The sequence below is a fragment of the Streptomyces sp. NPDC097107 genome, from assembly GCF_044762405.1.
GTDB lineage: Bacteria > Actinomycetota > Actinomycetes > Streptomycetales > Streptomycetaceae > Streptomyces > Streptomyces thinghirensis.
Genome location: NZ_JBIWEF010000003.1, coordinates 139,760 through 154,603 on the forward strand (window position 1 = coordinate 139,760; position 14,844 = coordinate 154,603).

General features: G+C 72.7%; 15 protein-coding genes and 1 pseudogene. 8 read left to right on the plus strand and 8 right to left on the minus strand.

The features are described 5' to 3' along the window. The first annotated feature begins 119 nt into the window (after positions 1-119). The 4 genes and pseudogenes from ACIQ1J_RS07765 to ACIQ1J_RS07780 form a co-directional block, all read left to right on the plus strand. The gene (locus ACIQ1J_RS07765) at positions 120-1,217 is read left to right on the plus strand and encodes a DUF6777 domain-containing protein (RefSeq protein WP_403555046.1); all 1,098 of its coding nucleotides are present in this window, start codon (positions 120-122) and stop codon (positions 1,215-1,217) included. 58 nt (positions 1,218-1,275) lie between these two features. After that, complete coding sequence (locus ACIQ1J_RS07770) at positions 1,276-3,366, plus strand: SpoIIE family protein phosphatase (protein ID WP_403555048.1); 2,091 nt, start codon at positions 1,276-1,278, stop codon at positions 3,364-3,366. 41 nt (positions 3,367-3,407) lie between these two features. Next, positions 3,408-4,271: an Fpg/Nei family DNA glycosylase gene (locus ACIQ1J_RS07775; RefSeq protein WP_403555050.1), complete on the plus strand. Its 864-nt coding sequence runs from the start codon at positions 3,408-3,410 to the stop codon at positions 4,269-4,271. 16 nt (positions 4,272-4,287) lie between these two features. Further along, positions 4,288-4,490, plus strand: a pseudogene (locus ACIQ1J_RS07780) (sigma-70 family RNA polymerase sigma factor); the annotation flags it as partial. Between the two features lie 4 nt (positions 4,491-4,494). Here ACIQ1J_RS07780 and ACIQ1J_RS07785 read toward each other — a convergent pair. The 3 genes from ACIQ1J_RS07785 to ACIQ1J_RS07795 form a co-directional block, all read right to left on the minus strand. Continuing rightward, complete coding sequence (locus ACIQ1J_RS07785) at positions 4,495-5,145, minus strand: zf-HC2 domain-containing protein (RefSeq protein ID WP_403555052.1); 651 nt, start codon at positions 5,143-5,145, stop codon at positions 4,495-4,497. 189 nt (positions 5,146-5,334) lie between these two features. Next, complete coding sequence (locus tag ACIQ1J_RS07790; protein WP_210962971.1) at positions 5,335-5,847, minus strand: hypothetical protein; 513 nt, start codon at positions 5,845-5,847, stop codon at positions 5,335-5,337. A 141-nt stretch (positions 5,848-5,988) separates the two neighbouring features. Further along, positions 5,989-6,543 carry a sigma-70 family RNA polymerase sigma factor gene (locus ACIQ1J_RS07795; protein WP_055421597.1) on the minus strand — a complete coding sequence of 185 codons (555 nt, stop codon included), beginning with the start codon at positions 6,541-6,543 and terminating at the stop codon, positions 5,989-5,991. Between the two features lie 254 nt (positions 6,544-6,797). On the opposite strand from ACIQ1J_RS07795, the gene ACIQ1J_RS07800 reads away from it, so the two are divergent. Continuing rightward, the gene (locus ACIQ1J_RS07800) at positions 6,798-7,952 is read left to right on the plus strand and encodes a CapA family protein (protein WP_403555055.1); all 1,155 of its coding nucleotides are present in this window, start codon (positions 6,798-6,800) and stop codon (positions 7,950-7,952) included. Positions 7,953-8,140: 188 nt separating this feature from the next. Here the strand turns inward: ACIQ1J_RS07800 and ACIQ1J_RS07805 are convergent, their stop codons facing one another. Continuing rightward, positions 8,141-8,602 carry a universal stress protein gene (locus tag ACIQ1J_RS07805; protein ID WP_403555057.1) on the minus strand — a complete coding sequence of 154 codons (462 nt, stop codon included), beginning with the start codon at positions 8,600-8,602 and terminating at the stop codon, positions 8,141-8,143. 109 nt (positions 8,603-8,711) lie between these two features. Between ACIQ1J_RS07805 and ACIQ1J_RS07810 the strand changes: the two genes are divergently transcribed. Further along, a complete protein-coding gene (locus ACIQ1J_RS07810; RefSeq protein WP_403555059.1) occupies positions 8,712-9,548 on the plus strand; it encodes a polysaccharide deacetylase family protein in 837 nt (278 codons plus the stop codon). 31 nt (positions 9,549-9,579) lie between these two features. Here the strand turns inward: ACIQ1J_RS07810 and ACIQ1J_RS07815 are convergent, their stop codons facing one another. After that, positions 9,580-10,245, minus strand: a complete 666-nt coding sequence (locus tag ACIQ1J_RS07815) for a class F sortase (RefSeq protein ID WP_210962967.1) — start codon at positions 10,243-10,245, stop codon at positions 9,580-9,582. A 332-nt stretch (positions 10,246-10,577) separates the two neighbouring features. Here ACIQ1J_RS07815 and ACIQ1J_RS07820 point away from each other — a divergent pair, with 332 nt between their 5' ends. After that, on the plus strand, positions 10,578-11,072 hold the full coding sequence (locus ACIQ1J_RS07820) for a hypothetical protein (protein WP_210962966.1): 495 nt from the start codon (positions 10,578-10,580) through the stop codon (positions 11,070-11,072). Between the two features lie 185 nt (positions 11,073-11,257). On the opposite strand, the gene ACIQ1J_RS07825 is transcribed toward ACIQ1J_RS07820, so the two are convergent. The 3 genes from ACIQ1J_RS07825 to ACIQ1J_RS07835 all read right to left on the minus strand — a co-directional run bounded on the left by ACIQ1J_RS07825 (position 11,258) and on the right by ACIQ1J_RS07835 (position 12,925). Next, the gene (locus ACIQ1J_RS07825; RefSeq protein ID WP_403555062.1) at positions 11,258-11,788 is read right to left on the minus strand and encodes a hypothetical protein; all 531 of its coding nucleotides are present in this window, start codon (positions 11,786-11,788) and stop codon (positions 11,258-11,260) included. 224 nt (positions 11,789-12,012) lie between these two features. Beyond that, entirely contained in the window at positions 12,013-12,777 is a 765-nt protein-coding gene (locus ACIQ1J_RS07830) for a DUF4239 domain-containing protein (RefSeq protein WP_210962964.1), read from the minus strand. Positions 12,778-12,793: 16 nt separating this feature from the next. Beyond that, positions 12,794-12,925, minus strand: coding sequence for a hypothetical protein (locus ACIQ1J_RS07835; RefSeq protein ID WP_282107519.1), 132 nt, complete (start codon positions 12,923-12,925; stop codon positions 12,794-12,796). Positions 12,926-13,753: 828 nt separating this feature from the next. Between ACIQ1J_RS07835 and ACIQ1J_RS07840 the strand changes: the two genes are divergently transcribed. Then, complete coding sequence (locus ACIQ1J_RS07840) at positions 13,754-14,701, plus strand: SCO0930 family lipoprotein (RefSeq protein WP_403555799.1); 948 nt, start codon at positions 13,754-13,756, stop codon at positions 14,699-14,701. Positions 14,702-14,844 lie beyond the last annotated feature (143 nt).

Sequence of the window (14,844 nt, forward strand, 5' to 3'; positions counted from 1 at the left end):
ACGTCGCTCCGGTTGCGTGACGTGAGCGAGCGAAGCAGACAATAGTGGTCGGCTGCCTGAATTGTTGATGTTTGTTCTTCCCGTGAATCCTCTTCCCTCTCGATCGACAGGAGCGCGCGGTGCGGACACCTCTCGGCCCCTTCGTCAGCGCCTGCCTGCTCTCGATGGCGCTGCTGGCCGCCGCCACCGGCTGCGGCGTCGCCGGTGCCGACGGCGACCCGGCCGCCGCCACGGACGGAGTGTTCCACCTCCAACCGGTCGCCACCCAGGGCCCCGACCCGTTCACGGACTCCACGGCCGTCTCGACGGCTACCCCGCCCCCGGCCGTCAGAACGCCGCGGCCCGTCTCCGCCGACGCCGCGTCCGTCGCGCTCGACGGGCTGCGCCCCCTCTCGGGCGGGACCCCCGGCCTCTACGGCGGCATCCGGCACGTCGGCAGCTGCGACGTCACCCGGCAGATCGGCCGGCTGGCCGCGCACCCGGCCCGGACACGCGCCTTCGCCGGGGTCGCCGGGGTCTCCGCGGCGGCGCTCCCCACCTACCTGCGGGGGCTCACCCCGGTCGTGCTCCGCGCCGACACCCGGGTCACCAACCACGGCTACCGGGACGGCCGGGCCGCCGGATACCAGGCGGTCCTCCAGTCGGGCACCGCCGTCCTCGTCGACGACCGGGGAGTGCCGCGCGTCCGCTGCGCCTGCGGCAACCCGCTGAAGGCGCCGGCCGCGGCCGGCGACGAGCCCGCCACCCGCGGCACGCCCTGGCCCGGTTACCGGCCCTCCGAGGTGATCGTGGTGACCCCGGCACCCCGGGCCATCACCGACCTGACCCTCGTCAGCACCGTGGACGACACCTGGATCGGGCGGCGGCTCGGCCACGACACCCGCCACGACCGGCCCGTACCCACGCCCGCGTGGGTCACCGGCGCACCGACCCCGGCACCGTCCTCGCCGCCCACCACCCCGCCGGCCGACACGCCCACCACCCCGCCGTCCTCGCCGCCCACCACCCCGCCGGCCGACACGCCCAGCGCCCCGCCGAGCCAGGGGGAGGAGAGCGAAGAGGTGTTCGAGGAGTCGTACGAAGTGCCGTACGAAGTGCCGTACGCCGACCCGTACGGAGGCCTGTACGAAGACCCGTACGGCGATTCGTACGAGGAGCCGTACGAAGAGCCGTACGAAGACCTGCCCGACGGCGGCGTTCCCGCGGATGTCGTCTGACGGCGCGAAGAAGCCGAACAAGTCGAAGAAACAGGCAAATCCTGGCAAGGTGGGGCCCATGGCTGATCGGGGTGCGAGTGCCCTGTCACTCCCGGACGACTGGCCCGCACACCCGGACCCGATCCTGGCGCTCAACCGGATGGGCAGCTTCGACTGGGACCTGGACACGGGACTGTTCCACATGGACGCCCAGGCCTACGAGGTGTTCGACCTGCGCCCGGAGGAGTACGACGGGCGCCCCGAGTCGCTGTCGGTGCGCGTACCGACCGCCGAGGGCCACCGCCTGGACGCCCTGGTCGCCCAGGCCATGAAGGACGGCAGCGAGAACTACGGCACCTACTTCCGGCTGCGCTGCCGCGACGGCACCCTGCGCTGGACCCGCACCCAGGGCTACATCCGCCGCGACGAGACCGGCCGTCCCCGCCGGATCATCGGCATCGTCCGCGACGCCACCCAGGAGGTCGGCGACATCGAGGCCCGCCGCGAGCAGGCCGCGCAGGACGAGGCCCGCCGCCGGCTCACCAACGTCGTCCAGCTCGCCACGGCCGCTCTCGCGCACGCCCGTACGGTGGACGACGTCATCGAGGTCCTGCGGGACACCCACGGCCTCACCCGCCTGGGCGCCACCAGCCTCGTGATGGGCCTGGTCGAGGCCGGCCGCATCCGGCTGGTCGCCGACGGCCCCTACAACAGCTTCGTCCCGGGCACCCGCGTCACCCGGATCGACGAGCCGTATCCGATGAGCGAGGCCGTACGGACCCTCAGCCCCCGCTTCATCGAGTCGCCGGAGGAGTTCGCGGAGCGCTATCCCCGTCTGTGGCAGAGCATCACCCACCTGAACATCACCGCGGCCGCCTACCTTCCGCTGATCGCCCAGGCCCGGCCGATCGGCGCGATCGGGCTGCTCTACAGCGACCGGCGCGGCTTCTCCGCCGAGGACCGCAACGTACTCGTGGCGCTGGGCAGCGGCATCGCGCAGAGCCTGCAGCGGGCCATGCTCTACGAGCAGGAGATGGACCTCGCCGAGGGCCTCCAGCAGGCCATGCTCCCGCGCAGCATCCCCAGCGTCCCCGGCTGCGACGTCGCCGTCCGCTACCGTGCGGCCACCATCGGCGGTGCCCTCGGGCGCGACATCGGCGGTGACTGGTACGACCTGATCCCGCTGCCCGGCGGCCGGGTGGGCGCCGTCATCGGTGACGTCCAGGGCCACGACACGCACGCCGCCGCCGTCATGGGCCAGCTGCGCATCGTGCTGCGTGCCTACGCCGCCGAGGGCCATCCCCCGGCCACGGTGATGGCGCGGGCCTCCGTCTTCCTCCACGAACTCGACACCGACCGCTTCGCGACCTGCCTGTACGCGGAGGCGGACCTGGGCACCGGAGTGGTCCAGGTGGTCCGCGCCGGGCACATCGACCCCCTGCTGCGACGCGGCGACAGAACCTGCCGCCGCGTCCCCGTCGAGGGCGGGCTGCCGCTCGGCCTGTCCGCCGAGTTCGGGCGCCTCGCCTACCCGGTCTCCACCGTCGAGCTGGATCCGGGCAACACCCTGCTGCTGTGCACCGACGGCCTGGTCGAGCAGCCCGGCGCCGACCTGGACGAGGGGATGGACGTGCTCACGGCGCTGGTCGCCTCCGGCCCGCAGGACGTACGGGACCTGGCCGACCGGCTCATCGACGTGGCCGAGGAGCGTGGCGGCGACGACGACGTGGCGCTGCTCCTGCTGCGTCGCCACGGGGTGAACACTCCCCGGACCTTCGGCCGGGTCCAGCAGCACGTGTCCCCGGGCGACCCCGAGGCCCTCACCGAGGCCCGGCACATGATCCGCGCCGCCGTCCGCGCCTGGGGCGCCGCGGGCCAGAGCGACGAGATCGAGCTGGTCGCCGACGAACTGGTCACCAACGCCCTCATGCACACCGAGGGCTCCGCCGTCGTCACCCTGCGGCTGCTGACCGGCACCGACCGCCGGCTGCGGGTCGAGGTCGAGGACTCCTCGAGCGCCCTGCCGCGCCGCCGCGACGCCGGGGACGCCGGTGTCTCCGGACGCGGGCTGCTCCTGGTCGAGACCCTCGCCGACGAGTGGGGCGTGGAGGCGCGCGGCGGCGGCAAGTGCGTGTGGTCCGAGTTCGTGGTGTCCCACCGCGCGGGCTGAGTCGCACTGGCACTGCCGGTCCGCGGTGGCACTCTGGACGTATGCCCGAACTGCCCGAGGTCGAGGCGCTCAGGGACTTCCTGACCGAGCACCTCACCGGCCGAGAGATCGTCCGCGTCCTGCCCGTGGCGATCAGCGTCCTGAAGACGTACGACCCTCCGCTCACCGCTCTGGAGGGCCACCAGGTGACCGCGGTGCACCGCCACGGCAAGTTCCTCGACGTCGAGACCGCCGACGGCCCGCATCTGGTGACCCATCTGGCCCGCGCGGGCTGGCTGCACTGGAAGGACAGCCTCCCCAGCGGCCTTCCCCGCCCCGGCAAGGGCCCGCTCGCCCTGCGCGTCGCCCTGGAGACCGGCGCCGGCTTCGACCTGACGGAGGCGGGCACGCAGAAGCGGCTCGCCGTGTACGTCGTGGCCGACCCGCGGCAGGTGCCCGGCGTGGCCCGTCTTGGCCCCGACCCGCTCGCCGACGACTTCGACGAGGCGCGTTTCGCCGCTCTCCTCGAAGGCGAGCGGCGGCAGCTCAAGGGCGCCCTGCGCGACCAGAGCCTGATCGCGGGGGTGGGAAACGCGTACAGCGACGAGATCCTGCACGCGGCGAGGATGTCCCCCTTCAAACTGGCCGCGTCGCTCACCGACGAGGAGACGGCACGGTTGTACGCCGCGCTGCGCGGCACGCTCACCGAGGCGGTCGAACGCTCCCGGGGCATCGCCGCCGGCCGGCTCAAAGCCGAGAAGAAGAGCGGGCTGCGGGTGCACGGCCGCACCGGCGAACCCTGTCCGGTGTGCGGCGACACCGTTCGCGAGGTCTCCTTCAGCGACTCCTCGCTCCAGTACTGCCCGGCCTGCCAGACCGGCGGCAAGCCGCTGGCGGACCGGAGGCTGTCCCGGCTGCTCAAGTAGCGCCGCCCGGTTCAGTGAGCTGGTGGTCGACCGGGAGAGCGTCAAGGAGGCGGTGCGCCGGCTGCCGTCACGGGAACGCGCCATCCTCTACCTGCGCTTCTTCGAGGACTGGCGCAGAGCCGCATCGCGGAACGCATGGGCATCTCCCAGATGCACGTCTCCCGGCGGCTCGGCCAGACCCGCGCCCGGCCGCGGCGCGAGACGCTCGACCGACGGTGACCACTCAGCCGGCGGGAAGCGTCACCAGGTGTTCCCCGTCCGCGGTGCGCACCTCGTAGCGGTCGATCTGGTCGGGACGCAGGGCGGCGCCGCCGTGCATGGTGTTCGGCCGGGCGTCGTGCCCGGGGACGTTCCAACTCGTGACCGTCTGCTCCGTGCCGTCGAGTCCGACGGCGACCAGCCGGCAGGAGCGCGGCCCCGCCCCGTCCTTGACCTCGAGCTCCACATCGGTGCCCCAGGCCTCGTCCTCGGTGGTGACCCGCGCCCATACCCCGGACCGCTCGTCGGTCGCGGTGATCCGCGCCGCCGGGTCGGCCTGTCCCGCGTAGATGACGACGCCGGGACCGGCCACGGCGCACACCACCGCGGCGGCCACGGCGTACAGCACCCGCCTGCGGCCGGCCCTTCGGCGCGTGGTCACCTCGGACAGCAGGCGGTCCAGCAGTCTCGGCCCGGGCCTGGCCATGGGGTGGACGAGGCGTGGCGTCGCTCGCCGGTAGAGCATCAACTGCCGGGTGGCGGGGCCGAATTCGGTCACCTGCGCCGCGCACCGGGGGCACTCCATGAGGTGGTCCTCGAAGCGGAACGCTTCCGCCTCGTCCAGCACGCCGAGCGCGTAGGCGCCGACGTCACGATGCCTTTCCAGGGACCTCATGCCGAATCCTCGTGCCGTTGGGTGTGGGTGGGGTCACTCCTTGCTCCCACCCGTACGCACCGGACAGCCGAATCACTCAAGCCACGGACAGAATCGCAACCAAGGGGTTCGGAGCGGCCCGGCCCGTGGATTGGTCCGTCCGTGGAAAAGTTCGGGAAATCGGTTTCCCCCGGGAAACCGGCCCGCCTCCTAGAAGAGATGGATGGCCAGGTGACCGAGCGGCAGCCCCAGCTGCCACGCCGGGGTCCACACCTTCGGCCCCTCGTCCTCCCCGGTCACCGCCCCGCCCGGGACCGCGTTCAGGTCCGGGGCGAGCAGCTCGGTGTCCTGGAGCCAGCGCCAGGCGTCCCGCGCCAGCTCCAGGTCCGGCGAGTGCCGGCCGGCGGCGATCGCGTCGGCCGTGACCTCGGCCAGCCGCACCCGCACCCACTCGTGCCACGGCTGGTCGTACGCGGTCAGCGACAGCCAGGTCTCCAGCCGGGTGATGACCCGGATGCCGCCCAGCTCGTCATCGGTGTCGGACAGGAAGACGGTCAGCGCCAGGGCGTCGCGCCCGGCGCGGAACTCGAAGGACGTCGGCGGCATCAGGTCGCCGGTCCGCAGCAGCTCGTCGGCGATGTACTCGGCGTACAACCACGCCATGGGAACGGTCAGTTCGCCCCCACCGGTGCCGTCCGTGCTCTCTTGACCTCTGTGCAGCATTCCTTCCTGCCTTCCTCCGGTGCGTACGCGTCGCCCGACCCGGGTCATGGGCCCCCGTCCGGAACACGGATGGGGACAGCCGATTACTCAACCGGGGTCCAGGGCAAGGCGCTTTACGGAGGCTTGACCATAGGGTCGGTTTCACCGCAGGTCGGCGGCGTATCCCGGTAGCACCCTGCGCAGGGCTCGCAGCGCGTAGTACGCGCGGGACTTCACGGTACCGGGCGGGATGCCCAGGGCTGCCGCGGCTTCCGCCACACTCGCCCCCTGGAAGTACACCAGCACCAGGACTTCACGGTGCTCCGGAGTGAGTGTCTTCACAGCCTCGCGCACGTCCAGGGCCGCCGCGGCCCGTTCGGCGTGATCGGCACAGACCCGCGCGTTCTCCAGCACGGCGTCGCCGACCTCCGCGGGCCGCGCCTGCCGGGCCCGGCGCGCGTCGATCGCGAGTCGCCGGGCCACGGTGAGCAGCCAGGGCCGTACGGAGTCGAAGTCGTCGGCGCGCAGCGCCTCGGGATGCTGCCAGGCGCGGACCAGGGTCTCCTGCACGAGGTCCTCGGCGCGCTGCCGGTCGCCGTCGCTGAGCCGCAGCAGCAACGCGAAGAGCGGCCGGCCGTGCTCGCGCTGCAGTGCGGCGAGCTCGTGCTCGGCGGTCGTCCCGTTCGTTCTGTCCGTCAGGGTGATTCCGGCCGTCATGGCCGTATGGCATCGCAGGCCGCCGCCCGGGGACAGGGCGCGCGCACGGGTGTGCGACGGACGGTCGATCGCGTCGACGAACGGTTCGACGAACGGTCGGCGCCCCCCGTTCGACCGGCCGGTGCACCCCGTTCGCGCCCGCCGGACGGGCTAATGGGCGTGTCGGAGCCGCCCGGGACACCGTGAGCATCATTACCTGTTTGTAAGTAAATGTGACTATTCATCGGTGTGTGCGACCCCAGCGGAGTGAACGGATGATCACACGCAGTCGGCAGGTGGCCCTGGCCCTGACCGCCCTTCTCACGGTGGGCGCGGCCTGCCAGGCCCGCGACCACGAACCGCCGAAACGGCCGGCCCCGGCCCCGTCCGCCGCGGACACCGGCGTCTTCACCCTGGTCGCCTCCGGCGACGTACTCCCGCACGACTCGATCATCGAACGGGCCCGCTTCGACGCGGGCGGCACCGGCTACGACTTCCGCCCCATGCTCGCCGGCGCCGAACCGGTCGTCTCGCGCGCCGACCTCGCCCTGTGTCACATGGAGACCGTGTACGGCGCGAACGGCGACTACAGCGGCTACCCCCTCTTCAAGTCCCCGCCCCAGGTGGCCGAGGCGCTGGCCGCCACCGGCTACGACGGCTGCTCCACCGCCTCCAACCACAGCGTCGACGACGGCGCCGACGGTATCCGCCGCACCCTGGACGCCCTCGACCGCGCCGGTGTCCGGCACGCCGGTACGGCCCGCACCGAGGCCGAGGCGCGCACCACGACGGTCCTGCGCGCGGGCCGCGCCGACGTCGCCCACCTCGCCTACACCCTGCACACCAACGGCCACCCGGTTCCCGAGGAGCAGCCCTGGGCGGTCGGCCTGATCGACGAGGAGCAGATCGTCACGGACTCCCGGGCCGCCCGGGAGTCCGGCGCGGACATCGTCGTGGTCTCCCTGCACTGGGGCACCGAATGGCAGGACGAGCCCGACGAGGACCAGTTGACCCTGGCCCGGAGCCTGACCGCCGCCCGGACCGGCGACCGCCCCGACATCGACCTGATCCTCGGCACCCACGCCCACGTCCCGCAGGCGTACGAGAAGGTGAACGGCACCTGGGTGATCTACGGGATGGGCGACCAGATCGCGGGCGAGATGATCAACGACGAGGGTGCCCGGGACCCGCGCGGCAACCAGTCGGCCATCGGCCGCTTCACCTTCGCCCCGCCCGTCCGGCCCGGTGAACGCTGGCGGGTGACCCGGGCCGAGTTCGTCCCGCAGCTGTTCGACGTGGACGCCGGCCGGGTGGTGAACCTCAACCGCGCGCTGGAGCAGGGCGCCGACCTGCGTGCCGTGCGCGACCGGATCCGCGACGTCGTGTTCAGCCGGGGCGCGGCCGAGGACGGGCTGGTGATGGGGGAGTAGGCCGGGCTGACGGCGCGCCAGCTCCGACCTCCGGTACGAGTACCCGAAGTGGATCACCGGCCCCAGCGCGCACCACACGGCGAACCGCGCCCACGTCTGTTGTGAATGGCAAACGGCTGACGGTGGATCATGATGACTCACACCCGCCCGCGACAAAGGCCACGACGCACGCACCGCACCCTCCGGAGCTACGGCACCACTGTCACGGGCCAGCGCCCCGCCTTCACCAGCCGCACCGCGACGGAACCGACGATCCGGTGTCCGGCCTGCTCGGAGGCGCCCACCACCACGGCGTCGGCCTTCAGTTCGTCGGCCGCGCTGACCAGCCCGTTGTAGGGGTCGCCGCGGAAGGTGTGGAACTCCCAGCGCACGTCGAATATGCCCTTGGACCGCTCGGTGGCCTCCCGGATCTGGGCCACCAGGTCCTCGGCGATCTCGTCGGTCGTCTCCGCCACCGGCGCCCCGAGCGCCGCGCCCGACGCCAGCACCGGCTGCACGTACACCACGGCGAGCAGCGCGCGCTGCCGCCGGGCCAGGCCACCGGCGTAGGCCGCCGCCCGGAGCGAGGAGTCGGAGCCGTCCACCCCGGCCACGATGACCTTCGGCCCGTCCGTGCCCCGTTCGAACCGCTGGGAGTGCTGTTCCGTCACGCGGTGAGGTTATCCGGTCGCTCGTGATCTTGGGCCGTGCGGGTGGTTCCGTGCCGCCGCACCGGTGTTGCTCAGGTGCGCCGGACCGTGGCCGGGCGACTGATGAGTCATGAAGAAGGATCAGTTGCTGACACGACGCCGCGCACTGCTGGCCGGCGCCGCGGCCGTGGGAGCGGCGGGCACCGCCGGCGCGCTCGCGGTTGCCCTGGGGGACGGACCGGCCCGGCCGCTCGCCCCCGCCCCGGGCCCCCCGGCGCACCGCCCGCTCAAGCCCTCCGCGTACCGCCTTCAGCCCTTGACCGGATACGGTGCGCCACGTGCCGCGCCCGCGCGGACCCCGGTGCGCAGCGAGCCGATCCTGCGCGTGTCGGGCCGGGGCCGCACCATGCTGCTCACTTTCGACGACGGGCCCGACCCCCGCTACACCCCGGACATCCTGGACACACTGGCGAAGTACGACGTGCGCGCGACGTTCTTCGTGTGCGGCGAGATGGCGGACTACAACAGGGACCTGCTGTCCCGGATGGCCGACGAAGGGCACGTCGTCGGCAACCACACCTGGTCCCACCCGCTGCTGACCAGCCTCGGCCGGCGCCGTATCCGTTCCGAGATGGAGCGCACGAGCGAGGTCGTCGAGGAGGCCTACGGCGAGCCGCCCCGGTGGTTCCGGGCCCCGTACGGAGCGTGGAACCGCGCCGCCTTCCAACTCGGTGCCGAACTCGGCATGGAACCGCTCGCCTGGACCGTGGACACCCTCGACTGGACCACCCCCGGCACCGGCACCATCGTCGACCGGGTCGAGGACGGCGCCGCCCCCGGCGTCGTGGTGCTCTCGCACGACGCCGGGGGCGACCGCTCGCAGAGTGTCCGCGCCCTGCGCTCCTACCTGCCAAAGCTGCTGGACTCCGGCTACCACCTCACCGTCCCCCGGCGGCGCCACGTCTGACGCCCGCGACGCCCGCCCGGCCGGGGCACGCTCAGCGGATCCCGGTCATGCGGGCGAAGGCGACGACGTTCCCCTCGTATCCGTTCTGCTTCGAGAAACCGCCGCCGCAGGTGATGACCCGCAACTCCGGGCTGCCCTTGGAGGCGTACACCCGGTCGCCGGGGAAATCGTCCTTCTCGAAAACCTCGATGCCGTAGATCTCGAATACCGCCGTCTTTCCGTCCTGGCGGTGCACGTCGACCTTGTTTCCCTTTTTCAGCGCCCCGAGCCCGTAGAAGACGGCGGGACCCTGTTGGTTGTCGACATGGCCCACGACGACCGCGGTGCCCTTTTCCCCGGGGGAGACCGCGCCGGTGAACCAGCCGGCCAGATTCGGATCCTCGGGCGGCGGCGCGCCGACCCAGCCTTCCGCGTCGAGACCGACCGGCATCATCGGCGCGTCCACCTGGATGGCGGGAATGCCGACCCGGTCGGGCACCGAGTACGGCAGCGGCGTGAGGCCCGCGGCGACGCCGTCGTCCCCTGCGACGCGGGTGTCCGAGGCGGCGGCCGACGCCGGCTGCGGCGGGCCCGCGTCGAATTCCCCCGAACCGTTCCGGATGAGCGCGAGCCCGGTCAGCAGAACAAGCGCTATCACGCCCCAGGGAGCGCGCTTCCGGGTCCGCTCCTCCTCTTCGGCCAACTCGGACGCATACATTCGCCATCCCCTCTCGACGCGGCCGTCGCCGTGTCATTCGCGCATACGAGCACGCTAAGCGCCGTGCGCCCGACCGGCGACGGGGCGGCGGCGAACGGGTGGCACGCACGCCCTTCCATGAGCCATCCGGGATTTCCCCGGCAGGAAATTTCTGACGGTCCGTGACCTGCGGCGATATCCACTCTCACGGCACCGGTCCGGTACGCCCCCTCACCAGGACGGACCATTCCCGAAATGCGGCTCCGCGCAGGTCAACTGAGGGTCTTTCTGGGAGGCGCTTTCTCGCCGATCGACCGGGGACGGGACCCGGGGCGTCTTCCGCGGAGGATCACATGCGTAACACTCGTGCCCTCGCGGCAGCCGGCGCCGCGGTCGCTGTCCTCGGGCTGGCCGCCCCCACGGCCACCGCCGGCGGCGACCACAACCAGCCGTCCAACATCGTCGCGCTGCCCAGTGTGATCGCCCGCGGCGGTCAGATGACCGTCACGGTCGACGGCTGCCCGCAGGGCGGCACGATGACCTCGGACGCGTTCCGGACGACCCACCTGACCCCGGTCAAGGGTGCCAACGAGACTTCCAAGGGCACCGCCACCATCAGGGAGGACGCCCGGCCGGGCTCTTACGACATCACCGTCAACTGCTCGGGCAGGCGGCTGACGCGTCCGGCGGCCTTCACCGTCATCGGCGGCGTCCGCGGCGGCGTGGGCGGCAGCAGCTCCAGCGGGGCGACTCCGACCGACATCGCGATCGGCGGCGGGCTCGTCGCCGCGGCCGTCGCCGGTGGTGGCCTGTTCTGGATGCGCCGCCGTGCCGAGCGGCGTATCTGAACCGTCCCCGTCCGCTTTGCCGGCACCGTACGGGCTCGCCTGCACAGGCGGGTCCGTACGCCCCCCTCGGGCCGCGCGCCGGCGTCGCACGGGCCGGACCGAACGTCGCACGTCGACAGGGCTTCGCCCCGGACCCGATGTGGATCCGGGGCGAAGCCCTGTCCGGCACGCGGGACAGGGAGATGTCAGGCGCCGTCCCCGGCGGAGCGGCGGCGCGAGAGGTGGTAGGCCGCGCCGACCGAGCCCGCGATGAGCAGGGCGCCGAGCCCGATCTCCTTCACGTCGAGCCCGGCGGCGCTGCCGCCCTCGCCGGCGTGCACGCCCTTGGAGGGGTGGCGGGGTTCGTGCGTGGGGTGGTCGGAGTGGTGGCCCGCGATGGTCAGGTTCACGGTGCCGGTCGTCTTGGCGCAGGCGAACGTCACCTGGTAGACCGCCCCACGTCCGGCGTCCCGGTCGACCCGTGCCGTCGCGGACGACTCGTGCCGCGGGATGGTGACCGTGTCGAACACCGCCGACGAGACCGTGACGCGTCCCCGGCAGCCGTCGGCACCGCGGCCCACCCCCAGCGTGACCTCGCCGCCCGGCGCGACCGTGGCGGGGTGGACGGTGAAGCCGAACGTCGAACTGCCGCCCCCTACGGCAGCCCCGGCCGGTACGCAGGCGGAAAGGGCGGCGACGCCCAGCAGAGCGACCGAGGCGGCGGGTATCGCGCGCATGGTGAATCCTCCGGGTCCCCGAGGAGCAGCGGCGGACCTGTTCCGCTCGCGCCAGAAATGAACCTCGATGTCCGAAACGGTAGGAAACCGTGCACGTGGACGCGATCGCAGTCGCGCGAATGGGGCAAGGGTGTGGGCCGCTCAGGGGACGGTGCCGGTGTGTCGGGCGCCCCCGGCGGGTGCCCCGGTGCAGGGGCCGCCGGGGGCGCCCGTCCGTGGGTGCCTCAGTCCTTGGCCTCCGGGAACAGGCTCAGGAACGGATCCGTCGACGCCGCCACGCCGCGGCTGAACGGTGCGTCGAAGTCCCAGATCAGGAAGAGCAGGAAGGCGATCAGCGCCGAGAACAGTCCGGCGAGGATCAGTTCGCGCGCCGTACGCCGGATCTGCAGGGCGAAGACCATGCCGACCGTGACGACGCCTCCTGTGACGAGCCCGAACCACACCACACCCGGCATGGTCGCCCCGGTCGACTCGGCACGGGCGATACGCGCCTGGTCCGCCGCGGTCACCTGGTCGACGAGCGGCTGGTACGCCTGGGCCTCGAAGTCGGACCTCGGCTCGTAGTCGGTGACGTCCGCGCGGACGCGGTCGAGGAGTTCGGTACCGCGCTCGGTCACCTCGCCGCGGTCGGCCATGGCCTTCCACTCGGTGGTGACGACGTGTCCGACATAGGCGTTGACATCCTCCCGGATGCGGTCACGGACGTCGGGCGGATAGACCCGGACGCGTTCCGTGATCTCGTGCAGCGCGACCGCCTCCGCCTGTACGTGGTCCTGGGCGGCGCTGCGTGCCTCCCAGACACCGGCGATGGCCAGGCCCAGGACGATGGCGTACACCACGCCGATCCACATCGTCATGTACTCGATGACGTCCGGGGTCTCGGTGATGTCCTCGTCGTCGGACGCCCGGCGGTGCCGTAGGAGGGTGATGATGACGACCACGACACAGGCCGCCAGCATCGCGAGGGTGAGAACAAGCCATTCCGGCAAGAGAGGCTCCAGAAGATCAGCGCGCACGGAGCGCGGCGACGGCGACCACCGCGGGCACCGTGATGAGCAGGACGAAGACGAGCGGCGACGTGGCCCCGCGCGGGGACCGCTGCTGCGGCCGGGCGGCGCGATAGCGGGGGTAGTGCACCGGGCTCAGCGACGGCCGCGGCGTGGGCGTGGCCGATGACGGGGCGGGCGCGGGAGGCGCGGGACGGGTCGGCGCAGGGGTGGGGCTGGGGGGCGGTGCCGGTGCGGGCCGGGCCGGCGCAGGGGCCGGCGCAGGGGGCGGCGGAGGCGGCGGCTCGGGCTTCGGGTCGGGCGGCGTCGGCCGGGGAGGCTTCGGCGCGGGGGGCGGCGGGGGAGTGGGTTCCGGCGGCGGCGGCGGAGGAGGCGGAGGCGGCGGCGGTGGCGGCTTGGGGGGCGGGGTCGGCGTCGGTGAGGGCTTGGGGCACGGCGGGAAGGTGGGCCAGGAGTCGCTCCCGGCGACGGCAACCGCGTCGATGCCGCCCGGTCCGGTCGACGCGTACGCGCAGGCGTCGGCCTGCGCCGGGCCGACCGGTACGCCGACGAGTGTGAACGTCAGCGTCACCAGGGCCAACACCCGTCCGGCAGAAGCGGATCGGGTCGGTTCGGGTCCATGCACGACGCAGATCATGGAGCCTGGCGGGCCGGGCCGCGCCCGATTACCGGACGATTGCCCCGAAGGAGGGAAACGGGGCGGCTGGAGGTTTGACCGGCGCACACCTCTGCCCCCAAGGAAGCGTACGTGTGTACGAGGAGGGGCCTGGCGGGCGCGGGTCGCAGGTCGAGGCGGGCCCGCCGCTCGTCGGGCGACACCGTGGTGGTCGCCGTGGTGGTCCGGCCGGGAAAGAAAACCGCGGCCCGGTTGAACACAACCGGCTGCGCCATGCGTACCCAGTGTCGTGCGGCGGCGCAGCGGCCGCCCCAACACCTTCGTGACGATCGGGGATTGACGATGAAGACCTCCTGGCGGAGCGCCTCACTCGTGGCGAGCGCTGCGGTGGTGCTGGCGCTGACCACGGCGTGCGGCCAGGACGGCGGCGGCGCCACCGGCAGCCAGAACGTGGGCGCCACGGCCGCGCCCGGCGACGTCGGCGACATCGGGGCAGGGGCCGGCGACGGACTGGCGAGCGGCACCGGCGGCGCGCAGGCGTCGGCGAGCCCGCCGGAGTCCGCGGGCAAGCTGTCCGTCTCCACCAACGCGGAGATCGGCGCGTTGGTGACCGACGGAGCGGGCCGCACCCTCTACCGCTTCGACGCGGACACCGCCAAGCCGCCCAAGACGACGTGCGAGAACGACTGCGCCACCGCCTGGCCGCCCGTGGCCGCCGACGACGCCCTCGCCGGCGAGGGCATCGACAAGGCGCTGCTCGGCGAGGTCGCCCGCCCCGACGGCACCAAGCAGCTGACCATCGGCGGCTGGCCTGCGTACCGCTACGCCAAGGACACCGCCGCCGGTGACGTCAAGGGCCAGGGCGTCGGCGGCAAGTGGTACGCGCTGGCCGCCGACGGCAAGAAGGCCAAGGCCGAGGAGGCGCCCGGACTCTCCACCCGCAACGACGCGAAGCTCGGCGAGATCGTCGTCGACAAGAACGGCATGACCGTCTACCGCTTCATGAAGGACGAGGCCTGGCCGAAGCCGGTGTCGGCCTGCACCGGCGCCTGCCTGGAGAAGTGGCCGGTCGTCGCGCCCGTGGAGCCCAACGACACCGAGGGCGTCGTCAAGAAGGACCTGATGACCTTCACCCGGCCCGACGGCGCCGAGCAGCAGACGGTCGACTGCTGGCCGATCTACACCTTCGCCGGTGACAAGAAGGCCGGCGACACCAACGGCCAGGGCGTCGGCGGCACCTGGTACGCCGTCTCGCCCGACGGAAAGCCGGTCGGCGCGCCGAAGAAGTAGCGGCCTCCCGCCCGCCGCCCCCGGCGCGCGACCCGCGGACCGTGCCCTCCGTACCCAGGCGGAGGGGACGGTCCCGTTCGCGCGCTTTGGTGTGCCTTGGCGCGCGGCACGTGCCGCAGGCAGTGACCGGGAACGGACGGTCA

What these genes read in the sequence shown, in the direction of transcription:
- ACIQ1J_RS07770 (WP_403555048.1), top strand. Translation starts at nt 1,276, where the DNA reads ATGGCTGATCGGGGTGCGAGTGCCCTGTCACTCCCGGACGACTGGCCC.
- ACIQ1J_RS07775 (WP_403555050.1), top strand. Translation starts at nt 3,408, where the DNA reads ATGCCCGAACTGCCCGAGGTCGAGGCGCTCAGGGACTTCCTGACCGAG.
- ACIQ1J_RS07785 (WP_403555052.1), bottom strand. Translation starts at nt 5,145, where the DNA reads ATGAGGTCCCTGGAAAGGCATCGTGACGTCGGCGCCTACGCGCTCGGC.
- ACIQ1J_RS07790 (WP_210962971.1), bottom strand. Translation starts at nt 5,847, where the DNA reads ATGCTGCACAGAGGTCAAGAGAGCACGGACGGCACCGGTGGGGGCGAA.
- ACIQ1J_RS07795 (WP_055421597.1), bottom strand. Translation starts at nt 6,543, where the DNA reads ATGACGGCCGGAATCACCCTGACGGACAGAACGAACGGGACGACCGCC.
- ACIQ1J_RS07800 (WP_403555055.1), top strand. Translation starts at nt 6,798, where the DNA reads ATGATCACACGCAGTCGGCAGGTGGCCCTGGCCCTGACCGCCCTTCTC.
- ACIQ1J_RS07810 (WP_403555059.1), top strand. Translation starts at nt 8,712, where the DNA reads ATGAAGAAGGATCAGTTGCTGACACGACGCCGCGCACTGCTGGCCGGC.
- ACIQ1J_RS07815 (WP_210962967.1), bottom strand. Translation starts at nt 10,245, where the DNA reads ATGTATGCGTCCGAGTTGGCCGAAGAGGAGGAGCGGACCCGGAAGCGC.
- ACIQ1J_RS07820 (WP_210962966.1), top strand. Translation starts at nt 10,578, where the DNA reads ATGCGTAACACTCGTGCCCTCGCGGCAGCCGGCGCCGCGGTCGCTGTC.
- ACIQ1J_RS07825 (WP_403555062.1), bottom strand. Translation starts at nt 11,788, where the DNA reads ATGCGCGCGATACCCGCCGCCTCGGTCGCTCTGCTGGGCGTCGCCGCC.
- ACIQ1J_RS07840 (WP_403555799.1), top strand. Translation starts at nt 13,754, where the DNA reads ATGAAGACCTCCTGGCGGAGCGCCTCACTCGTGGCGAGCGCTGCGGTG.